The sequence below is a fragment of the Streptomyces sp. NPDC004752 genome (genome assembly GCF_053601275.1).
The window spans coordinates 1-18,672 of record NZ_JBSGBN010000168.1 but is presented as its reverse complement, the minus strand read 5'-3'; the positions used below and the strand labels follow the sequence as shown (position 1 = coordinate 18,672).

21 protein-coding genes are annotated in these 18,672 nt (G+C 73.4%); 8 read left to right on the top strand and 13 right to left on the bottom strand.

The features are described 5' to 3' along the window. Both ACWEKM_RS41360 and ACWEKM_RS41355 read right to left on the bottom strand, forming a co-directional pair. On the bottom strand, window positions 1-436 hold a 436-nt coding region (locus ACWEKM_RS41360), incomplete at its 3' end, for a class II fructose-bisphosphate aldolase (RefSeq protein WP_451626455.1). Between the two features lie 21 nt (window positions 437-457). Next, complete coding sequence (locus tag ACWEKM_RS41355) at window positions 458-1,339, bottom strand: SIS domain-containing protein (RefSeq protein WP_451626454.1); 882 nt, start codon at window positions 1,337-1,339, stop codon at window positions 458-460. A 146-nt stretch (window positions 1,340-1,485) separates the two neighbouring features. Here ACWEKM_RS41355 and ACWEKM_RS41350 point away from each other — a divergent pair, with 146 nt between their 5' ends. Beyond that, a complete protein-coding gene (locus ACWEKM_RS41350) occupies window positions 1,486-2,265 on the top strand; it encodes a DeoR/GlpR family DNA-binding transcription regulator (protein ID WP_451626453.1) in 780 nt (259 codons plus the stop codon). 129 nt (window positions 2,266-2,394) lie between these two features. Here ACWEKM_RS41350 and ACWEKM_RS41345 read toward each other — a convergent pair whose 3' ends face one another. After that, the gene (locus tag ACWEKM_RS41345) at window positions 2,395-2,790 is read right to left on the bottom strand and encodes a luciferase domain-containing protein (protein WP_451626452.1); all 396 of its coding nucleotides are present in this window, start codon (window positions 2,788-2,790) and stop codon (window positions 2,395-2,397) included. A 248-nt stretch (window positions 2,791-3,038) separates the two neighbouring features. Between ACWEKM_RS41345 and ACWEKM_RS41340 the strand changes: the two genes are divergently transcribed. Then, complete coding sequence (locus ACWEKM_RS41340) at window positions 3,039-3,893, top strand: class I SAM-dependent methyltransferase (protein WP_451626451.1); 855 nt, start codon at window positions 3,039-3,041, stop codon at window positions 3,891-3,893. A gap of 175 nt (window positions 3,894-4,068) precedes the next feature. Beyond that, window positions 4,069-5,235 carry an MFS transporter gene (locus ACWEKM_RS41335; RefSeq protein ID WP_451626456.1) on the top strand — a complete coding sequence of 389 codons (1,167 nt, stop codon included), beginning with the start codon at window positions 4,069-4,071 and terminating at the stop codon, window positions 5,233-5,235. 522 nt (window positions 5,236-5,757) lie between these two features. Here ACWEKM_RS41335 and ACWEKM_RS41330 read toward each other — a convergent pair. After that, window positions 5,758-6,150 (bottom strand): MarR family winged helix-turn-helix transcriptional regulator, encoded by a 393-nt coding sequence (locus tag ACWEKM_RS41330; protein ID WP_451626450.1) that lies wholly within the window; start codon window positions 6,148-6,150, stop codon window positions 5,758-5,760. 84 nt (window positions 6,151-6,234) lie between these two features. Here ACWEKM_RS41330 and ACWEKM_RS41325 point away from each other — a divergent pair, with 84 nt between their 5' ends. Next, window positions 6,235-7,713 carry an MFS transporter gene (locus ACWEKM_RS41325; protein WP_451626449.1) on the top strand — a complete coding sequence of 493 codons (1,479 nt, stop codon included), beginning with the start codon at window positions 6,235-6,237 and terminating at the stop codon, window positions 7,711-7,713. Window positions 7,714-7,815: 102 nt separating this feature from the next. Here the strand turns inward: ACWEKM_RS41325 and ACWEKM_RS41320 are convergent, their stop codons facing one another. From ACWEKM_RS41320 to ACWEKM_RS41310, 3 genes are all read right to left on the bottom strand, one after another. Continuing rightward, a complete protein-coding gene (locus tag ACWEKM_RS41320) occupies window positions 7,816-8,481 on the bottom strand; it encodes a response regulator (RefSeq protein ID WP_451626448.1) in 666 nt (221 codons plus the stop codon). After that, window positions 8,478-9,713, bottom strand: coding sequence for a sensor histidine kinase (locus ACWEKM_RS41315; protein WP_451626447.1), 1,236 nt, complete (start codon window positions 9,711-9,713; stop codon window positions 8,478-8,480). Before ACWEKM_RS41315 ends, ACWEKM_RS41320 begins: the two co-directional genes overlap by 4 nt. Window positions 9,714-10,023: 310 nt before the next feature. Then, window positions 10,024-10,713, bottom strand: a complete 690-nt coding sequence (locus ACWEKM_RS41310; protein WP_451626446.1) for a TetR/AcrR family transcriptional regulator — start codon at window positions 10,711-10,713, stop codon at window positions 10,024-10,026. Window positions 10,714-10,927: 214 nt separating this feature from the next. Between ACWEKM_RS41310 and ACWEKM_RS41305 the strand changes: the two genes are divergently transcribed. After that, on the top strand, window positions 10,928-11,377 hold the full coding sequence (locus ACWEKM_RS41305; RefSeq protein WP_451626445.1) for a nitroreductase family deazaflavin-dependent oxidoreductase: 450 nt from the start codon (window positions 10,928-10,930) through the stop codon (window positions 11,375-11,377). Here the strand turns inward: ACWEKM_RS41305 and ACWEKM_RS41300 are convergent. After that, window positions 11,367-12,620, bottom strand: a complete 1,254-nt coding sequence (locus tag ACWEKM_RS41300; protein ID WP_451626444.1) for a geranylgeranyl reductase family protein — start codon at window positions 12,618-12,620, stop codon at window positions 11,367-11,369. The two genes, ACWEKM_RS41305 and ACWEKM_RS41300, sit on opposite strands and share 11 nt — an antisense overlap. 170 nt (window positions 12,621-12,790) lie before the next feature. Between ACWEKM_RS41300 and ACWEKM_RS41295 the strand changes: the two genes are divergently transcribed. Continuing rightward, the gene (locus ACWEKM_RS41295; RefSeq protein WP_451626443.1) at window positions 12,791-14,146 is read left to right on the top strand and encodes a M20/M25/M40 family metallo-hydrolase; all 1,356 of its coding nucleotides are present in this window, start codon (window positions 12,791-12,793) and stop codon (window positions 14,144-14,146) included. Between the two features lie 68 nt (window positions 14,147-14,214). Here ACWEKM_RS41295 and ACWEKM_RS41290 read toward each other — a convergent pair whose 3' ends face one another. Then, the gene (locus tag ACWEKM_RS41290) at window positions 14,215-14,679 is read right to left on the bottom strand and encodes a hypothetical protein (protein WP_451626442.1); all 465 of its coding nucleotides are present in this window, start codon (window positions 14,677-14,679) and stop codon (window positions 14,215-14,217) included. A gap of 22 nt (window positions 14,680-14,701) precedes the next feature. Here ACWEKM_RS41290 and ACWEKM_RS41285 point away from each other — a divergent pair, with 22 nt between their 5' ends. Next, complete coding sequence (locus tag ACWEKM_RS41285) at window positions 14,702-15,082, top strand: hypothetical protein (RefSeq protein ID WP_451626441.1); 381 nt, start codon at window positions 14,702-14,704, stop codon at window positions 15,080-15,082. 10 nt (window positions 15,083-15,092) lie between these two features. Beyond that, a complete protein-coding gene (locus ACWEKM_RS41280; protein ID WP_451626440.1) occupies window positions 15,093-16,133 on the top strand; it encodes a protein kinase family protein in 1,041 nt (346 codons plus the stop codon). 112 nt (window positions 16,134-16,245) lie between these two features. Here ACWEKM_RS41280 and ACWEKM_RS41275 read toward each other — a convergent pair whose 3' ends face one another. The 4 genes from ACWEKM_RS41275 to ACWEKM_RS41260 form a co-directional block, all read right to left on the bottom strand. Continuing rightward, window positions 16,246-17,286: an NUDIX hydrolase gene (locus tag ACWEKM_RS41275; protein ID WP_451626439.1), complete on the bottom strand. Its 1,041-nt coding sequence runs from the start codon at window positions 17,284-17,286 to the stop codon at window positions 16,246-16,248. A gap of 148 nt (window positions 17,287-17,434) precedes the next feature. Then, window positions 17,435-17,626 (bottom strand): hypothetical protein, encoded by a 192-nt coding sequence (locus tag ACWEKM_RS41270; protein ID WP_451626438.1) that lies wholly within the window; start codon window positions 17,624-17,626, stop codon window positions 17,435-17,437. Window positions 17,627-17,633: 7 nt separating this feature from the next. Beyond that, entirely contained in the window at window positions 17,634-17,960 is a 327-nt protein-coding gene (locus tag ACWEKM_RS41265; protein WP_451626437.1) for a DUF6191 domain-containing protein, read from the bottom strand. Between the two features lie 481 nt (window positions 17,961-18,441). Next, a partial coding sequence (locus ACWEKM_RS41260) for an ROK family protein (protein WP_451626436.1) occupies window positions 18,442-18,672 on the bottom strand: 231 nt, incomplete at its 5' end.

The window sequence follows — 18,672 nt, the reverse complement described above, 5'->3', positions numbered from 1 at the left end:
GCCCCGGCTTGCCGCCCACCTCGCCCAACTCGGCCTCGATCCACAGCCCCCGGGCGTGCGCCCAGTCGGCGGCGGCGCGGGTGGCGGCCAGGTTCTCGGCGTACGGCAGGCGGGCCGCGTCGTACATCACCGAGCCGAACCCGGCGCCCGGCGCCCGGCGCAGCAGGTCGTCGCTGTGCACATGGTCGAGGTGCAGGGCGACCGGTATGCCGGCCCCTTCGGCGGCGGCGACGGCCGCGCGGGCCAGCGGGAGCAGCCGGCCGTGGCGGAACTTGACCGTGTTCTCGCTGACTTGGAGGATCACGGGCGCGTCGGCCGCCTCGGCCCCCGCGACGACGGCTTCGATGTGCTCCAGGGTGATGACGTTGAACGCGGCGACGGCGGAGCGCTGTTGGGCGGCGCGGGCGACCAGTTCCCGGGTGGCTGCAAGGGGCACGGCTTCTCCTTGCGGCGCGGGTCAGGGGGCGAGGATCACGGAGCGGGTGAGGTGCCGCGGCCGGTCGGGGTCGAGGCCCCGGCGGGCGGCGACGGCCACCGCGAGCCGCTGGGCGCGGACGAGTTCGGCCAGCGGGTCGAGCGTGCCCTCGATCCATCGGCCGCCCGTCCCGCGCACCTGTGCGGCGAGGCCCTCGGGCGCCTCGCCGATCATCCAGGTCGCCGTGGTGCCGCTGGTGATGCTGATGGGGCCGTGCCGGTACTCCATCGCCGGGTATGCCTCGGTCCAGGACAGTGCGGCCTCGCGCATCTTCAGCCCGGCCTCGTGCGCGAGGCCGACGGTCCAGCCGCGGCCGAGGAAGGTGAACTGCGTGCAGTCGACCAGTCCTTCGAGCAGCGGGGCGGACAGCGCGGTACGGGCGTCGGCGACGACGGCGTCGGTGTGCAGGCCCAGGTGGGCGCGGAACAGGGTGAGCGCGCTGGTGGCGAACCGGGTCTGCACGACGGAGCGTTCGTCGGCGAAGTCCAGCACCACGACCTCGTCGGCGGCCGTCCGCACCGGGGTGTCCGGGTCGGCGGTGACGGCGGTGGTGGGAGTGCTGCCGCGCAACCGGTCGAGCAGGTCCAGCACTTCGGTGGTGGTGCCGGAGCGGGTGAGGGCGACGACCCGGTCGTAGGCGCGGCCGTACGGGAACTCGGACGCGGCGAAGGCGTCCGTCTCGCCCTGGCCCGCGCCCTCGCGCAGGGCGGCGGCGGCCTGCGCCATGAAGTACGAGGTGCCGCAGCCGACGATCGCGACCCGCTCCCCCGCTCCGGGCAGCGCCCCGCCGTGCCGCCGCGCCGACTCCGCCGCCCGGGTCCAGCATGCGGGCTGGCTGTTCAGCTCGTCCTCGACATGAGTCATGCCACACCCCTCCATCGGCTGCTTGTTCATGCAAGATAGAGCCACATTTCGAGCACAATCAAGCATTCGTCCGCATCAAGGGTGCGCTAGGGTCACCGCTGGACGAAAGCTGGACGGAGAACGGGACGGGGCAACGGAGGCCGCGGATGTCGCGCGACGCCCGCTGGAAGGCACTGCTGGAACTGCTCGTCGAGCGCGGTCGGTTGGATGTCGAGGAGGCGGCGGCCGAGCTGGCGGTCTCGGCGGCGACCATCCGGCGCGACTTCGACCGGCTCGCCGAGCAGCAGATGCTGGTGCGCACCCGGGGCGGTGCGGTGGTGCACGGCGTCTCGTACGAGCTGCCACTGCGTTACAAGACCGCCCGCCACGCCTCCGAGAAGCAGCGCATAGCCCGGGCGGTGGCCTCTCTCCTCGCGCCCGGCCAGGCGGTGGGCCTGACCGGCGGCACCACCACGACGGAGGTGGCCCGCGCCCTGGCCGTGCGCGCCGACCTCGCCGTCGGCTCGCCCGCGCTGACGGTCGTCACCAACGCGCTCAACATCGCCAACGAGCTGGCCGTGCGGCCCCAGTTCAAGATCGTGGTGACCGGCGGGGTCGCACGCCCGCAGTCGTACGAGCTGATCGGCCCGCTCGCGGACGGGGTACTCGGCCAGATCACGCTCGACGTGGCGGTGCTCGGGGTCGTCGCCTTCGACGTCGTGCACGGTGCCGCGGCGCACGACGAGGCGGAGGCGGCCATCAACCGGCTGCTGTGCGAGCGGGCCGAGCGGGTGGTCGTCGCCGCCGACTCCAGCAAACTGGGGCAGCGGGCGTTCGCCCGGATCTGCGCGGCCGAGGAGGTGGACACGCTGGTCACGGACGCGACGGTGGCACCGCGGACGGCACGCCGGTTCGAGGAGGCGGGGATCCGGGTCCTCGCCGTGTGAACGGCACACCGGGCGGCGGTGCGCGAGGCGGCACGGCAGGTGGTGCGCCGGCGGCGCCGCATGCGGTGCACGAGCGGCGCGGCGAGCAACGCACGGGCGGCGGCCGCTGACGCACGGGCGGCGGCCGCTTCAGATGCCGCCGGGGTCGACCCGTACGAACCCCGCGCCCCGCTGGTCGTTGCAGCCGAGCAAGGGCCTGCCGACGGGGTCCGACCAGACCAACTGGGCCTGGAGGGCGACGCTCACCAGCGTCAGCACCAGGTCGACATCGCTCGCGGCGTCGAGACGTATCGTCACCCACTGCGAGCCGGGCACGATGCGGATCGCCCCGGTGTCCCTGAGATCCTTGGCGAACCGCCGGATGGCGCGGTCCGTCAACAGCAGGTCGACATCCCGGTCCGAGTGGAAGTGGGCGATCTCGCCCTGCGCCGAACGGAGTGCCTGGCCCTGGCCGCAGCTCGGCACGGCACGCCTCAGATCGGGCCAGGTCGCCAGTTGCGCGAAAGCGCGCGAGGCCAACGTCATGGGCCCATCATGGACTGCTCACCGTCCCGCAACCAGCACGTGGACAAGCATTAACCGACTTGTATCCCAGACTCCGAACACACGGACCGGCGAAGAGCACGCATACGACGCGCGACCGGGCCCGCCGTGCAGCAGGCTGGGTAGCCGGGAGCGGCCCGCGCTCCGTACGGATGCCCCGCGCCTCGTACGAACGGGCCGGGCCCCGAACGGAAACGGACGGGCCGCACCCGAACGGAAGGAGAGGCATCGTGGCGGACGGGACGGAGGCGGTCGCGGATCCGACGGCGGTCCGGGTCGCCCTGTGGCGGGCCCTGCATGTGCTGGTCGATGCGCCACCGCACGTGCTGGACGACGAGGTCGGCCTACGGCTGGCGGACCCGGGCGAGGACTGGCGGGCACGCCCGGACATGGATCCGCGGGAGACCCGGCTCATGCGCGCCTCGATCGTGGCGCGGGCCCGCTTCGTCGAGGACCTGGTGGTCGAGCGGGCCCCCGAGGGTGTCGGCCAGTACGTGCTCCTCGGCGCCGGACTCGACTCTTTCGCGCAGCGCAGGCCGGAGGTCGCCGCGGGCCTGACAGTGTTCGAGATCGACCGGCCCGGTCAGCAGGCATGGAAACGACGGCGGCTGGCCGAGGCGGGGTACGGCGTCCCGGAGTGGCTACGGCTCGTACCGGTCGACTTCGAGACCGAGTCCTGGTGGGAGCGGCTGTCGGGGGCGGGCTTCGCGGCGGACCGGCCGGCCGTCGTGGCCTCGACGGGCGTCACCATGTACCTCACCCGGGTGGCCGTCGAGGCCATGCTGCGCGAGGCCGCCGCGCTGGCGCTCGGCTCCACGCTCGCCACGACGTTCATGCCGACGCTGGAGCGGGTCGAGCCGGAGGAGCGCCCGCTGCGCCGGGCGATGGAGGAGGCGGCGCGCTCCTCCGGTACGCCCTTCATCAGCTTCTTCGTCCCGGAGGAGCTGGTGGACCTGGCCCTGCGGGCCGGCTTCGGCCGGGCCCGGCACGTATCGGCGGCGGAGCTGTCCGAGCGCTACTTCGCGGGCCGGACGGACGGCCTGCGGCCGTCGAGCGGCGAGGAACTGCTGCTGGCAACGGTCTGACGGCCCGCCCGGTACCGGTCGGGGGGTGGGTCACTCGCCCGGCACCGACGGGGGCGGGTCACATGTCCGGCACGGGCGGGGGCAGGTCACACATGTCGGCTCCCTTGCCCCGCCCCTGACGCGCCTCTAGCCTGACTTTGTGTCGCCAATAAACAAACACCGTGCGCACAGCGTCGTGCCGGGTGACACGCTGACCCGGCTTCGCGTGGCGATCACCGCCTTCTTCGCCCTCGACGGCTTCATCTTCGCGGGCTGGGTCGTCCGCATCCCCGCCATCAAGCACCAGACCGGCTCCTCCGCGAGCACGCTGGGGCTCGCCCTGCTCGGCGTCTCGGCGGGTGCCGTCATCACCATGACCCTCACCGGACGTCTGTGCCGCCGCTTCGGCGCGCATCCGGTCACCGTCGGCTGCGCCGTCCTGCTCTCGCTCAGCGTCGCCCTGCCCCCGCTCACCCACTCCGCGCCCGCGCTGGGCGGCGTCCTGCTGGTGTTCGGCGCGGCCTACGGCGGGATCAACGTCGCCTTCAACAGCGCGGCCGTCGACCTGGTCGCCGCGCTCGGGCGACCCATCATGCCTGGCTTCCACGCGGCCTTCAGCCTCGGCGGCATGATCGGAGCCGGGCTCGGCGGGCTGGTCGCCGGGGACCTGTCCCCCACGCGGCATCTGCTGGGCCTGACCGTCGTCGGACTGCTGGTGACCGCCGCCGCGGGTCCCGCACTGCTGCGGCACGAGCCGCCGCGCCCGCCCGAGCCCGCGCATGACGCGGCCGCCGAGGCACCGCGGCGCGTCGACGGCCGGACCCGCGGGCCGGTGGTCGTCCTCGGCCTGATCGCACTGTGCTCGGCCTACGGCGAGGGCGCCATGGCCGACTGGGGCGCCCTCCACCTAGAACAGGACCTGGACACCTCACCGGGCGTCGCGGCGGCCGGCTACTCGTGCTTCGCACTCGCCATGACCATCGGACGGCTGACCGGTACGGCCCTGCTGGAGCGCCTCGGCCGCGCCCGGACCGTGGTCGCGGGCGGCACCGTCGCGACGGTCGGCATGCTCCTGGGCTCGTTCACCCCCTCCGTGTGGGCGGCCCTGATCGGCTTCGCCGTCACCGGACTGGGTCTCGCCAACCTCTTCCCGATCGCCGTGGAGCGGGCCGGGACGCTCGCCGGCCCGAGCGGTGTCGCGATCGCCTCCACCCTGGGGTACGGGGGCATGCTCCTCGGGCCGCCCGCGATCGGTCTCATGGCCGACCGGTTCTCGCTGCCCGCCGCGCTCACCAGCGTCGCGGTGCTGGCCGCCCTGGCGGCCCTCATCGGTGTCACGACCCGGCGCGCGGTGGCCGGTTGACACCACGGCGCCGCTCAGCGAACCACCGCGGAGACTGAGCCGTCCGCCGCCCGCCCTCCGCCGTGCGCGGCGCCGCGGCCCGACCTCGCGCCGTGGCCGGTCGGCGCCTTACCGCGCCGCCGCGGTGACACGCCGCCTGCGCGCGCGGGGACCGACGCCGACCGCCGCGCCGGGCACAGGTGGCAGCACCGCCCGCCGTTCCCCGAAGGGGCGGGGCGGACACACGGGTTCGACCGGTCGTGGTCCGTCGGCTCCGTGAAATGCCGGACCGGGCGTCACGACCGCGGCGGGTACGGGAACGTTGCGGCGGACGCGGTCGGCGACGCGGTGCGGAACGTACGGCTGTCGGAGCGGCGGCCGGTGACCGTGCGGATCGAGTCAAGGCGAGCGCCGCCCAACTGGCCGGTCCGTCGGCCGGTTGTACCTCGCGCTGTGGCACCGGGGTGAGGTGCCGAACGGCAGCGGGGACGCGGCGTCGGCCGCGCCGGGGCGGGAGAGGTCCGCGATCCGACTGCGTGCCGGTCAGCCCGCCAGCATCCGGGTCAACACCGCGCGCTGCACCGGCAGCACCTGTCCGTGCAGCGCGCGCCCCTTCGCCGTGAGCACCACGCGCACACCCCGCCGGTCCTCCGCGCACATGGCGCGCTCTACGAGGCCGTCCCGTTCCAGACGGGCGATCAGCCGGGACAGCGCACTCTGGCTGAGGTGGATCCGCTCGGAGATCTCCTGGATGCGCAGCGAGCAGCCGCGGTTCGCCCCGGCGGCCTGGGACAGCAGGTCCAGCACCTCGAAGTCGCTGGCGCACAGGCCGTGTCCGCTCAGCGCGCGGTCGAGTTCGCACTGAGTGCGCGCGTGCAGTGCCAGGATGTCCCGCCATTGGTCCACGAGCGCCTGCTCGGCCTTCTTCGCCGCCATGAACGCACGGTAGCAGAGAAGCAACATTGTTTCGTCCACATTAAATGCACTTGCATTTAATGCATGCACATATAGCCTGCGGTCATGACCTCTCCGCTCACCGCCGCGTCCGAGGGACGCTGGACCCCACGGCTGTGGGGCACGCTGCTCGTGCTCTGCGCCGCCATGTTCCTCGACGCGCTCGATGTGTCGATGGTCGGCGTCGCCCTGCCGTCCATCGGCTCCGATCTCCACCTGTCCACGTCGACGCTGCAATGGATCGTCAGCGGCTACATCCTGGGGTACGGCGGACTGCTGCTCCTCGGCGGACGCGCCGCCGATCTGCTCGGCCGACGCCAGGTGTTCCTGGTGGCCCTGGCCGTCTTCGCGCTGGCCTCGCTGCTCGGCGGGCTGGTCGACTCGGGGCCGCTGCTGATCGCCAGCCGTTTCATCAAGGGCCTGAGTGCGGCCTTCACGGCGCCCGCGGGCCTGTCGATCATCACCACCACGTTTCCGGAGGGCCCGCTGCGCAACCGCGCCCTGTCCATCTACACCACCTGCGCGGCCACCGGGTTCTCCATGGGCCTGGTGCTGTCCGGGCTGCTCACCGAGGCCAGTTGGCGGCTGACGATGCTGCTGCCCGCGCCCATTGCCCTGGTCGCGCTGCTCGCCGGACTCCGGCTGCTGCCGCGCAGCGCCCGCGAGCGGGACCACGACGGCTACGACCTCCCCGGCGCCGTCCTCGGCACCGCGTCGATGCTGCTGCTCGTCTTCACCGTCGTCGAGGCACCTCAGATCGGCTGGGCCTCGGCCCGCACCCTGCTGTCCTTCCTCGCGGTCGCCGCGCTGCTGACCGCGTTCGTCCTGGTGGAACGGCGCTCCCCGGGCCCGCTGATCCGGCTCGGCGTACTGCGCTCGGGCAGCCAGGTCCGCGCCCAGCTCGGCGCGGTGGCCTTCTTCGGGTCGTACGTCGGCTTCCAGTTCCTGACCACTCTGTATATGCAGTCGCTGCTCGGCTGGTCGGCGCTGCACACCGCGCTGGCCTTCCTGCCCGCGGGCGCGCTGGTGGCGGTGTCCTCCACCAAGGTCGGCTCGATCGTCGACCGGTTCGGCACCCCACGGCTGATCGCGACGGGCTTCGCGCTGATGGTCGCCGGATACGCGCTGTTTCTGCGCGTCGACCTCGATCCGGTGTACGCGGCCGTGGTCCTGCCCTCGATGCTGCTGATCGGCGCGGCCTGCGCGCTGGTCTTCCCCTCGCTCAACATCCAGGCCACCAACGGCGTCGCGGACCACGAGCAGGGCATGGTCTCCGGGCTGCTGAACACCTCGGTCCAGGTGGGCGGCGCGATCTTCCTGGCGATCGTGACCGCCGTGGTCACCGCCGGGGCACCCGCCGACCCGACTCCGCAGGCCGTGCTCGACAGCTACCGGCCCGGGTTCGTGGTCGTCACCGCCGTCGCCCTGGCCGGCCTGCTGATCGCCCTCACGGGTGTGCGCGGCCGGCCCGCCCGGGGGTCGCGTGTGGTCGCGCGGTCCACCGTGGACGAGGCGGACACGGCCCGCGTGGCGGTCCGCGACTGAGCGCTCCGCCGGACCGGCCGCGATCCGCCGTGGCTGGTCCGCGGCGCATCGCGACCCCACGCGCTCCACGTTCTCGGCTGAGCGCCGGCCGACGGCCGGGGCTCAGCCGAGCCAGCCCGGGCGCACCAGCCCCGACTCATAGGCGAGGACGACCAGTTGGGCCCGGTCACGGGCGCCCAGCTTGACCATCGTGCGACTCACATGGGTCTTCGCGGTGAGCGGGCTGACCACCAGGCGACGGGCGATCTCCTCGTTCGACAGGCCGATGCCGACCAGGGCCATCACCTCCCGTTCCCGCTCGGTGAGCCGGGCCAGTTCGTCGGCGGCCGCGGGCTGTTTGGAACGGGCCGCGAACTCGGCGATGAGGCGGCGGGTCACCCCCGGCGACAGCAGTGCGTCGCCCGCCACCACCGCCCGTACGGCGCGCACGAGTTCGTCCGGCTCGGTGTCCTTGACCAGGAAGCCGGAGGCGCCGGAGCGGATCGCCTCGAAGACGTACTCGTCGAGTTCGAAGGTGGTGAGCATGACCACCTTGACGTCCCGCAGCTCCGGCTCCCCGGCGAGACGGCGGGTGGCGGCCAGCCCGTCGAGCCGTGGCATGCGGATGTCCATCAGGACGACGTCCGGGCGCAGTTCGCGCACCTTGGCCAGCGCCTCGGCTCCGTCGGCGGCCTCACCGGCCACCTCGATGTCCGGCTGCGCGTCGAGCAGCGCCCGGAAACCGGCCCGCACCAGGGACTGGTCGTCGGCGAGCAGTACACGGATCACCGGTCGTCCTCCTCGGCCTTAGCCTGCGACGGCAGTACGGCGAGCACCCGGAAGCCGCCGTCGGGGCGCGGGCCCGCCTCGATCGTGCCACCCAGGGCGGCGGCCCGCTCGCGCATTCCGGCCAGCCCGTTGCCGCTGCCGCCGGCGTCGCCACCGGTCGCGGGCCCGTCGTCCTCGACGCGCAGCCGCAGCGAGTCGGCGTCGTGGTCGAACCGCACGCGCGCGTGCCGCGAACCCGAGTGCCGCACCACGTTGGTGAGGGCTTCCTGGACGATGCGGAACGCGGCCAGATCGGCGCCCGGCGCGAGCCGCGGCGCCGCGCCCTCGATCTCGACGGTGAGCCCCGCACCCGCCGCCTGCTCCACCAGTTCCGGCAGCCGGTCCAGGCCCGGCGCGGGGGCGCGCGGCGCGGCACCCGGGGCGCGCAGGGTGTCGAGTACCTGCCGCACCTCACCGAGCGCCTCCTTGCTGGCGGACTTGATGGCGGTGAGGGCGGCGCGGGCCTGCTCGGGGTCGCTGTCCAGCAGGGTGAGCCCCATGCCCGCCTGCACGTTGATGACGGAGATGCTGTGCGCGAGGACGTCATGCAGCTCCCGGGCGATCCGCAGCCGCTCCTCGTCGGCACGCCGCCGGGCCGCCTGCGCACGGTCGGCCCGCTCCCGCACCCACTGTTCGCGCCGTACCCGGGCCAGTTCGGACAGCGCGCCGATGGCCAGGACCCAGGTGGCGATCACGATCTCCTCGTTGATGCTCCCGCCCGTGTCGCCCGGCGGCGGCAGTCGGCGATAGAGCCAGAGCGCGACCAGCACGTGCCCGGCCCACAGCAACCCGACGGACGTCCAGGCGGCCCTGCGGTGACCGGCGACGACCGCGCTGACGCAGCTCACGGCGACGGTCAGGAAGACCGGCCCGTACGGGTAGCCCGCGCCCAGGTAGACCAGGGTGGCCGCGGCCGTACCGAAGACGACGGACACCGGGTGACGATGCCGCCACAGCAGCAACCCCGAGGCGACCAGGAGGAGTACGCGCGCGTAGGTGTCCAGCGGCACCCTGTCGGGCTGGCCGTGCGCGGCGAAGTTGGAGCCGACCAGGACGAAGGCGGTGAGCAGCAGGGTGGAGCGCCACGGCAGGCGGGCGGCAGGCGGCTCGGCGGCGTCCGACCGCTGCCACCACGGCGGCCCGTACCGCCACCACTGCGCCGGGCCGTGCCCGCGCACGCGCTGCTCCTCCATGACGGCCACGCTAGACGCAGCGGGCGGGGGCGTGCGTCGCCCGAGCGGGGTGATCACGCGTACTCCCCGGGAAGTACGTCCGGCGCGGCCCCGGCCCGCCGTGCGATCCCAGCGGCCCGCCGCACAGGCTCCGCAAATCCGTGGCGCGGCGCATGGGCTCCGCGGCCCGCCCCACGGGATTTCCGCGATTCCCCGGCCCGCCGTACGAACCCCGCGCCCTGTCGCACGGGCTCCGTGGCGCGGCGTACGGGCTCAGCGGCCCGCCGTACGGGATTCGTCGCCCGCCCTAGGCGATCCGTCGCGGCCTCGTCTACCGCAGCCCGACCGCGTGCGCCAGTCCGGTCGCGGCATGCCCGAAGAACGTCTCGCGGTCCTCCACGAGCCGGTTGAACTGGCCGAACAGTTCGAAGCTCACCAGCCCGAAGAGCTGTGCCCAGGCCGCGACGAGTGCCATGGCCGCCTCGGGCGGCAGGTCGGGCGCGAGGTCGGCGGCCAGCCGCTCGGCCTCGGGGCGCAGCTCTGCGGAGAGGCCGAGGCCGACGAGACCGGGGCCCCGGTGAGCGTCGCGAACGAGGCCGATGAGGACGGCGCCGACCCGGGAGGCGGGCGGAACGGTCGTCTGGGGAGCCGTGTAGCCCGGCACCGGGGAGCCGTAGATCAGCGCGTACTCGTGCGGATGGGCGAGCGCCCAGCCGCGCACGGCCGTGCACACCGCGATCCAGCGGGGCAGGGGGCCGGCGCCGGCGGCCGTCTCGTCGTGGGCCCGCTCCGCGCACTCGCCGATGGAGTCGTACGCGTCGATGATGAGCGCGGTCAGCAGGTCGTCGCGGCTCGGGTAGTAGCGGTACACCGCGGAGGAGACCATGCCGAGCTCGCGGGCCACGGCCCGCAGCGAGAGCTTGCCGGACCCCTCCGCGGCGAGCTGTCTGCGGGCCTCGTCCTTGATGGCCGCGGTGACTTCCATCCTGGCCCGCGCGCGGGCGCCCTGTGCGGTCCTCATATGCAGCAGTGTGCCACGAAGTCAGAGCACTGCACACAAAAGAGAGCGCCGAACCAAAAAGAGAGCACCGCTCTTGCCATGGGGTGTCGCTCTACCGCAGACTGATGGTGAGCGAGAGCACTGCTCACACCACGTCGCACGTCGCACGTTCCGCGTCGCACGTCCCGCGTCCCGCGTCCCGCCGCGAGAACGTCGCTTCCAGGAGGAAGTAGCCATGACCACACACGTCCAGAAGCCCGGCTGGTTCACCGTCAACGTCATGAACCGCGCGGTGTCCTGGCTGACCCGCCGCGGCATCAGCGTGTGGGGCTCTCGGGTCCTGGCGGTCCGCGGCCGCAAGAGCGGCGCGTGGCGGACCACCCCGGTGAACCTGCTGACCGTGGACGGACAGCAGTATCTGCTCGCCCCGCGCGGTCACGTCCAGTGGACCCACAACATGCGGGCGGCCGGCGGTGGCGAGTTGCACCTCGGCCGGAACGTGGACGTCTTCACCGCGACCGAGGTCGCCGACGACGACAAGGTTCCGCTGCTGCGCGCCTATCTCAAGCGCTGGAAGGCCGAGGTCGGCGTCTTCTTCGGCGGTGTCGGCCCCGACTCGCCCGAAGCCGAGCTGCGCCGCATCGCGCCGAACCACCCGGTCTTCCGGATCACCGTCAAGAAGTGACCGCGTCGTCCGCCACCGCCTCGGCCGCCGGGGCGGGCCGCCGGTCCAGCGCGGTCAGGGCGCGCTGGGCCATGGGGCGGTTGCGGACCAGCTCGCCCAGGGACGTGGACCCGCGGGTGATGTCCCGGAAGGCGTTCCAGGCGGGGCGGAAACCGGTGAGGGCCGCGTGGAACAGGCCGGGCCTGCGCTCGAACACGGCGAGCATCCGCCGGCCGACGCCCATCTCCACGCCGAGCCCGGCCTTGATCGCGAACGCGTAGTTCAGTGCCTGGCGGCGGGTGTCCACCGCGTCGTGCGCCTCGGCGATCCGCACCGCCCACTCCCCCGCGAGCCGGCCCGAGCGCAGCGCGAACGAGATGCCCTCACGGGTCCATGGCTCCAGCAGCCCGGCCGCGTCGCCGCAGACGAGGACCCGGCCGCGGGACAGCGGGGAGTCCTCGGCGCGGCAGCGGGTCAGATGCCCGGAGGAGACGGCGGGCTCGAAGCCGGCCAGCCCGAGCCGGGCGATGAAGTCCTCCAGGTACCGCTTGGTGGCGGCGCCTTCGCCGCGCGCCGAGATCACGCCGACCGTGAGCGTGTCGTCCTTGGGGAACACCCAGCCGTAACTGCCGGGCATCGGCCCCCAGTCGATGAGGACCCGCCCCTTCCAGTCCTCGGCGACCGTCTTGGGCACCGGGATCTCCGCCTCCAGGCCGAGGTCGACCTGCTCCATCTTCACGCCGACGTGCGCCCCTATCCGGCTGGCGCTGCCGTCGGCGCCCACCACGGCGCGGGCGAGGACGGTCTCGCCGCCCTGGAGCACCACGGCGACCGTGCGCCGGTCAGGCACCGCGGAGCCGTGCTGCTCCACCCGGACCACCGTGACACCCGTGCGCAGTTCGGCGCCCGCCTTCTCGGCGTGCTCGACCAACTGCTGGTCGAACTCCGGCCGGTTGATCAGGCCGAACAGCATCTGCTTGGAGCGGCGGGTGCGGGTGAAACGCCCGTTGTTCGAGAAGGTGACGGCGTGCACCCGGTCCTTGAAGGGGAGTTCGAAGCCGGGCGGGAGCGCATCGCGCGAGGGGCCGATGATGCCGCCGCCGCACGTCTTGTAGCGGGGCAACCCGGCTTTCTCCAGCAACAGCACGCGCCGTCCCGCGACCGCCGCCGCGTAGGCGGCGGAGGCCCCCGCGGGTCCCGCGCCCACCACGACGACGTCCCACACCTGCTGTACGTCGTCCGCCGAAGAGTTCTCGCCGCTCACGATGGTCTACTGCTCCGATCAAGCCGCTGCCGCTCCCCCGGCCGAGCGACCGCGCCCGACCAGGAAGGACCCCATGTCCCCCCGCATCCTACGGCGGACGTCGCCGCAGGCCACTGTGGGAGGATCGGTGTACTCACCGCTACAACGTCGCACCCACGAGGAGCGTGCCCATGTCGTCGCATCCGGTCGCCGAGACCGTCGCCTCGCTGCTGCCGAGGGCGCGGGCGGAACTCGCCGAACTGGTGGCCTTCAGATCGGTGGCGGACTTCGACCAGTTCCCGAAGAGCGAGAGCGAGGGCGCGGCGGCCTGGGTCGCCGACGCGCTGCGCGCCGAGGGCTTCCAGGACGTGGCCCTGCTCGACACTCCCGACGGCACCCAGTCGGTGTACGGCTGCCTGCCCGGACCGGAGGGCGCGAAAACGGTTCTGCTGTACGCCCACTACGATGTGCAGCCGCCGCTGGACGAGACCGCCTGGACCACTGCGCCGTTCGAACTGACCGAGCGCGACGGACGCTGGTACGGGCGCGGCGCGGCCGACTGCAAGGGCGGCGTGATCATGCACCTGCTGGCCCTGCGCGCGCTGCGGGCGAACGGGGGCGTCCCGGTGACCGTCAAGGTCATAGCCGAGGGCTCCGAGGAGCAGGGCACCGGCGGCCTGGAGCGGTACGCGGAGCAGCACCCCGGTCTGCTGGCGGCGGACGCCGTCGTCATCGGCGACGCCGGCAACTTCCGTCTCGGCCTGCCGACCGTCACCACCACGCTGCGCGGCATGACCCTGGTGCGGGTGCAGATCGACACGCTGGAAGGCAATCTGCACTCCGGGCAGTTCGGCGGCGCCGCCCCCGACGCGCTGGCCGCACTGATCCGCGTCCTGGACTCGTTGCGCGCCGAGGACGGTTCCACGACGGTCGACGGGCTGACCGCCGAGGACCGCTGGACCGGCCTCGAATACGCCGAGGAGCAGTTCCGTGCGGACGCCAAGGTGCTGGACGGTGTCGGGCTGATCGGCGAGGGCACCGTCGCCGACCGCATCTGGGCCCGCCCGGCCGTCACGGTCCTCGGCATCGACTGCCCGCCGGTCGTGGGCGCCACCCCGTCGGTGCAGGCGAGCGCCCGCGCCCTGGTCAGCCTGCGGGTGCCGCCGGGCGTCGACGCGGCCGAGGCGTGCGGGCTGCTCCAGGCCCACCTGGAGGCGCACACGCCGTGGGGCGCCCGGGTGCGCACCGAGCGGATCGGGCAGGGCCAGCCGTTCCGCGCCGACACCACCGGTCCGGCGTACCGGGCGATGGCCGACGCCCTGGCGGTGGCCTACCCGGGCGAGACGATGCAGTACGCCGGTCAGGGCGGCTCCATCCCGCTGTGCAACACCCTCGCGCAGCTGTACCCGCGGGCGGAGATGCTGCTCATCGGCCTGAGCGAGCCGGAGGCGCGGATCCACGCCGTCGACGAGAGCGTCTCGCCACAGGAGTTGGAGCGGCTGTCGGTGGCGGAGGCGTTGTTCCTGCGCAACTACGCCGCGGGCTGAACCACTCTGCCGACGGCAGCGGGTCCTCGCCCCGGGCGGGGACCCTCCCTACGGTCGGCGCATGACCGTCATCGAACTGCCTCCCCGCCTCCGCCTGTTGCGCTGCCCCGTCGGCCGGCATACCTCTGGTCCGACGGCGGCACGGCAACGCTCGTCGACGCCGGGACGCTCGGCTCCGGCCGGACGATCGCCGACGCGCCCGGCGCACTCGGGCGGGCCCCGTCGTCCGTACGACGGATCGTGCTGACCACTTCCATGAGGACCAGGCGGGCGGGGCGGGCGAGTTCGCCGAGCTGAGCGGCGCCGAGGTGCCGGCACACCATCTCGACGCGCCGGTGGTCCGGGGCACGGCCCCGGACCCGCTCTTCGAGGACGGTAAACCGCCAGCGCACCCCCAGGCCGCGCAGCTGCTGCCGCAGGGCGACCCGGCGCACCCCGGCCCGGCCACCGCCCTGTCCGACGGCGACATCCCCGACACCGACGGCGGCACCCGCGTCATCCATGTCCCCCGGCACACCCACGGGCAGCATCACCGCCCATCTCCCGGACCACAGCGTGTCGTTCACAGACGGCCCGGCGCACCCCAGCCCAGTCACCAACCCGGTCAACAGCAACATCCCCGACACCGACGACAGCACCCACACCGTCCAAGTCCCCGGCACACCCACGGACAGCTTCACCATCCAACTCCCGGAGCACGGCGTGTCGTTCACGGGCGGCGCGGTGGCCGCCGCGCCCGGCACCGGCGAGGTGATCCCGGTTGTGTTCACCCTCGAACGCGTCGGCCCGCTCGCCTGCTTCGGCCGACTCGCCTGCTTCGGCCGACTCGCGGGCCTCGACGCGGAGGTGGGCTGCTTCGGTCACGGCGAGCCGGTCACGGCGCGCGCTTCGGCGGTCCTTCGCGAAGCGGCGGACAGACACTGCCTGCGGCGGTGACCATCGGAGCATGTCCTACTCCGCGCGCCTCGCCGCCCACGCCGACATCGCCACCGCCCTGGACCTGCTCAGCGACAGCGAACTGGGCGAACGGGTCGCGGCGGGTGTCCCGCTCGGCGTCGGCATCGGCGGCAGAACCCTGCGTATGGGGGTCGGCGGCCGGGACGTCTTCGTGAAGCGGGTGCCGCTCACCGATGTGGAGCGGCTGCCCGGGAACGTCCGGTCCACGGCGAACCTGTTCGGGATGCCGCCGTTCTGCCACTACGGCATCGGCACGGTCGGCAGCGCCGGCTTCGGGGCCTGGCGCGAGCTGGCCGCGCACACGATGACCAGCCACTGGGTGCGGGCCGGGCACTTCCCCGGGTTCCCGCTGCTGCACCACTGGCGGGTACTGCCCGACGCCCCCGGCCCGCTTCCCGCCGAACTCGCCGACGTGGAGCGGGCCGTGGCCTACTGGGGCGGCTCCAAGGGGGTGCGCGGGCGGATCGAGGCCTTACGCACGGCGTCCGCCAGTCTGACCCTGTTCCTCGAGTGGATCCCGTACACCCTGCACGACTGGCTGGACGCCCGGCTGCGCGGCGACGCGGCGGACGCCGCCTGCACCCTGGCGGCGGACGCCCTGGAGTCCCTCGTGGACTTCCTGCACACCCGCGAACTGCTGCACCTGGACGCCCACTTCCGGAACATCCTCACCGACGGCAGGCGGCTCTACCTCACCGACTTCGGGCTCTCGCTCAGCTCCCGGTTCCGACTCGCCCCGGACGAACGGGACTTCTTCGCACGGCACCGCGGTTACGACCGCGCGTACACCTCCTACTACCTGGTGATCTGGCTGGTCACCGCGCTGTACGGCTTCCGCGGGGAGGAACGCGAGGCGTTCGTGCACGCCTGCGCGCGGGGCGCGCGGCCCGCGGGCATGCCCAGGGCCGCCGCCGCGCTGCTGAGCAGGCACGCCCCGCTCGCCGCGACCATGGGCGAGTTCAGCCGGCGTTTCGAGCGGGAGAGCCGGCTCGTCCCGTACCCCTGCGACGGCTCGCCGCTCGGCGCGTAGCGGCACCCCGGGCGGCGCACCGCGGCGCCCACCCCGCTCGCCCCCGCAAACCCGGAAGCGCACGGATGGCGGACACCGAAGGCCAGGGCCCCGTACGGTCTCTGACTCGGTGTCAGCCGAGCGGCACACCGGCCTCCAGATACAGTGCGGCACCCCGTTCGCGCGCCCGCAGCGCCCAGCGCAGCCGCTCGTAGCGCACGGGCGGCAGCAGCGCGGCGGCCTCCTGCTCGGTGACAAAGCGGCAGGCGCGCAGTTCGGGTCCGGGCAGCAGCAGGGAGCGGGCCTCGGCGGACGCGAGACGGCCGCCGTCGAACAGCAGGCGCAACCCGCCGTAGCCGGGCGGCGCGGGCGGTTCCCAGTCCACGACGAGCAGCCGCGGTACCTCCGCCAGCCGGATGCCGGTCTCCTCGGCGACCTCGCGCATGCCGGCCCGGGCGGGAGCCTCGCCGGGTTCGACGACGCCCCCGGGGAACTCCCAGCCGGGCTTGTACGTGGGGTCGACCAGCAGGACGCGGTCCCGCTCGTCGAAGAGCAGCACCCCGGCCGCGAGGGTCTCCGCGGTGGGTTCCGGGGTCTGCACGATGTCACAGGGGGCGACGGTGCCGTCGGCGACGGCCTCGGCTATCCGGACCGCCGTCTCGTACGGGGTGAGCGCGCTGGTGTCCACGGGGTGGGCGTCGGCGGTGAGCCAGGAGGCGAGGGCCGCGCGGTACGGCTCGATGTGGTCGTAGGCCCACTGGCGCATCCGCAGCTCGCCGTCGGGCAGGTCGGGCGGGACCTCCCGCCCGGCTATACGCGCACGCAGGATCGTTTCAGCCGGGGCGAGCAGCAGATGGCGCACGGCGATGCGGCGGGCGGCGAGGCCGCCGAAGATCTCGTCCCGGTACTCCTGGCGCAGCAGGGTCATGGGGACCACGAGGGTCCCGCCGAGTTCCGCCAGCATGGCGGCCGCCGTATCGATCACCAGCCGACGCCAGATCGGCAGGTCCTGGAAGTCTCCGACCTCGGCGAGGTGTTTGGGCGGCAGCAGATCCGTGAGCGCTCCGCCGATGACCTCGGGGTCGAAGAGCTCGCTGTTCGGGATCAGATCGATCAGTTCCCGTGCGGTGGTCGTCTTCCCCGCACCGAAAGCGCCGTTGACCCAGATGATCACGGTTCCCCCTCTTCTGTCGGCCCCCAGAGGCTTGCCCGCTCCACACTGCCACGGAAACCAGCCGCAGCTTAGGGACCGGGCTCTGGGGGTGCCGGTGCGCCCGTGCGGGACACCGGCACCCGAGGGGTCGACGGGCCCCGGGGCGTGGTTACTGCCGCGCCGGGAGGTGGTCGGCGGGGGCGAGGCTGTCCTCGCCGACGAGGTGGTCGACGGTGCCGATCGTGTCCGAGACGGGCACATCGTCGAGGACGTCCTTCTCGGCGCCGTGGGACGGGGTGATCGCGGCCACCACGAACCCGGTGGCGAGGGAGGCGATGGCGAGCATGCTGCGCTTCTTCATGCCCGGATCAACTGCGCGGGTGGCCAGGGGTCACGCGGATCACGGCGGTTCCCCCGTCCAGATCCACCGTGCTCCGGCGCGGGGGCGCCCCGTCCTCCTCGTCGTCGCGGAGCAGCAGCGCCGACTGCCGCTCCCGCAGCTCGTGCTGCTTGCCCGGCGACAGGGCGCCGTGCAGCTGCTCGAAGCCCGTGGCCGACACCTGGCCGCATCTCACCCCGTTGCGCCACGGCAACACGCCCGCGCGCCCGGCCCGCAGCAGCAGCTGGTCGACGAAGGCCACCGCGGTGAGCAGGATGACGAGCCCCGGCAGGGTCATGAAGACGGCGAATTCCATGGGCCGAGTATCGGCGACGGCGGGCGACGGCGAAACCGCGTGGGAACGGAACCGCCCGGACATCCGCTGTTCCGCGACGCATCAGCGGGCAGGACCAGCCGGTCGAGCCGGGGGCGCGTCTCACCCCTCCGCTGTCGCGCCGCCCCGCGCACCCGCCCGCACGGCGCCGTCTCCCTCCTCCGAATCGCCCGTTGATCAGGGGGTATGACGGAATGCCGGACGACGCCGTCGCCTGTCGCGAGTCAGTCGTCGCCTGTCACGAGTCAGCCGCCGCCTGTCACGAGTCAGCCGCCGCCTGTCACGAGTCAAAGGAGCGTGCCGATGCGTCATGGTCCGGCCGGTCGTCACCGACGGCGGCGACGGCATCGGCCCGGATCATGAGGGCATCGACCCGGACCATGCCGACCGGGCCGACACGCGGATCGGCTGCTGAGCCGGACGACCCGTGCATGAACGTTCCCTCCGGCATCGGTGGCCGGTGTCAGCCCCCCGCCGCGGTCGCGTCCGGCCGCCTCGTCAGCGCGGCCGCGGCGGCACCCACCAGGCCGGCGTCCGTGCCCATCTGGGCGGGCGTCACCGTCAGCCGGCGCACGAAGGAGAGGGTCGCGTAGTCGCCGAGGGCCTTGCGCAGCGGCGCGAAGAGGACGTCGCCCGCCGTGCCCACACCGCCGCCGATCACCGCGATGTCGATCTCCACCAGGGTTGCGGTGGC

What these genes read in the sequence shown, in the direction of transcription:
- ACWEKM_RS41355 (WP_451626454.1), bottom strand. Translation starts at nt 1,339, where the DNA reads ATGACTCATGTCGAGGACGAGCTGAACAGCCAGCCCGCATGCTGGACC.
- ACWEKM_RS41350 (WP_451626453.1), top strand. Translation starts at nt 1,486, where the DNA reads ATGTCGCGCGACGCCCGCTGGAAGGCACTGCTGGAACTGCTCGTCGAG.
- ACWEKM_RS41345 (WP_451626452.1), bottom strand. Translation starts at nt 2,790, where the DNA reads ATGACGTTGGCCTCGCGCGCTTTCGCGCAACTGGCGACCTGGCCCGAT.
- ACWEKM_RS41330 (WP_451626450.1), bottom strand. Translation starts at nt 6,150, where the DNA reads ATGGCGGCGAAGAAGGCCGAGCAGGCGCTCGTGGACCAATGGCGGGAC.
- ACWEKM_RS41325 (WP_451626449.1), top strand. Translation starts at nt 6,235, where the DNA reads ATGACCTCTCCGCTCACCGCCGCGTCCGAGGGACGCTGGACCCCACGG.
- ACWEKM_RS41315 (WP_451626447.1), bottom strand. Translation starts at nt 9,713, where the DNA reads ATGGAGGAGCAGCGCGTGCGCGGGCACGGCCCGGCGCAGTGGTGGCGG.
- ACWEKM_RS41310 (WP_451626446.1), bottom strand. Translation starts at nt 10,713, where the DNA reads ATGAGGACCGCACAGGGCGCCCGCGCGCGGGCCAGGATGGAAGTCACC.
- ACWEKM_RS41305 (WP_451626445.1), top strand. Translation starts at nt 10,928, where the DNA reads ATGACCACACACGTCCAGAAGCCCGGCTGGTTCACCGTCAACGTCATG.
- ACWEKM_RS41295 (WP_451626443.1), top strand. Translation starts at nt 12,791, where the DNA reads ATGTCGTCGCATCCGGTCGCCGAGACCGTCGCCTCGCTGCTGCCGAGG.
- ACWEKM_RS41280 (WP_451626440.1), top strand. Translation starts at nt 15,093, where the DNA reads ATGTCCTACTCCGCGCGCCTCGCCGCCCACGCCGACATCGCCACCGCC.
- ACWEKM_RS41270 (WP_451626438.1), bottom strand. Translation starts at nt 17,626, where the DNA reads ATGAAGAAGCGCAGCATGCTCGCCATCGCCTCCCTCGCCACCGGGTTC.
- ACWEKM_RS41265 (WP_451626437.1), bottom strand. Translation starts at nt 17,960, where the DNA reads ATGGAATTCGCCGTCTTCATGACCCTGCCGGGGCTCGTCATCCTGCTC.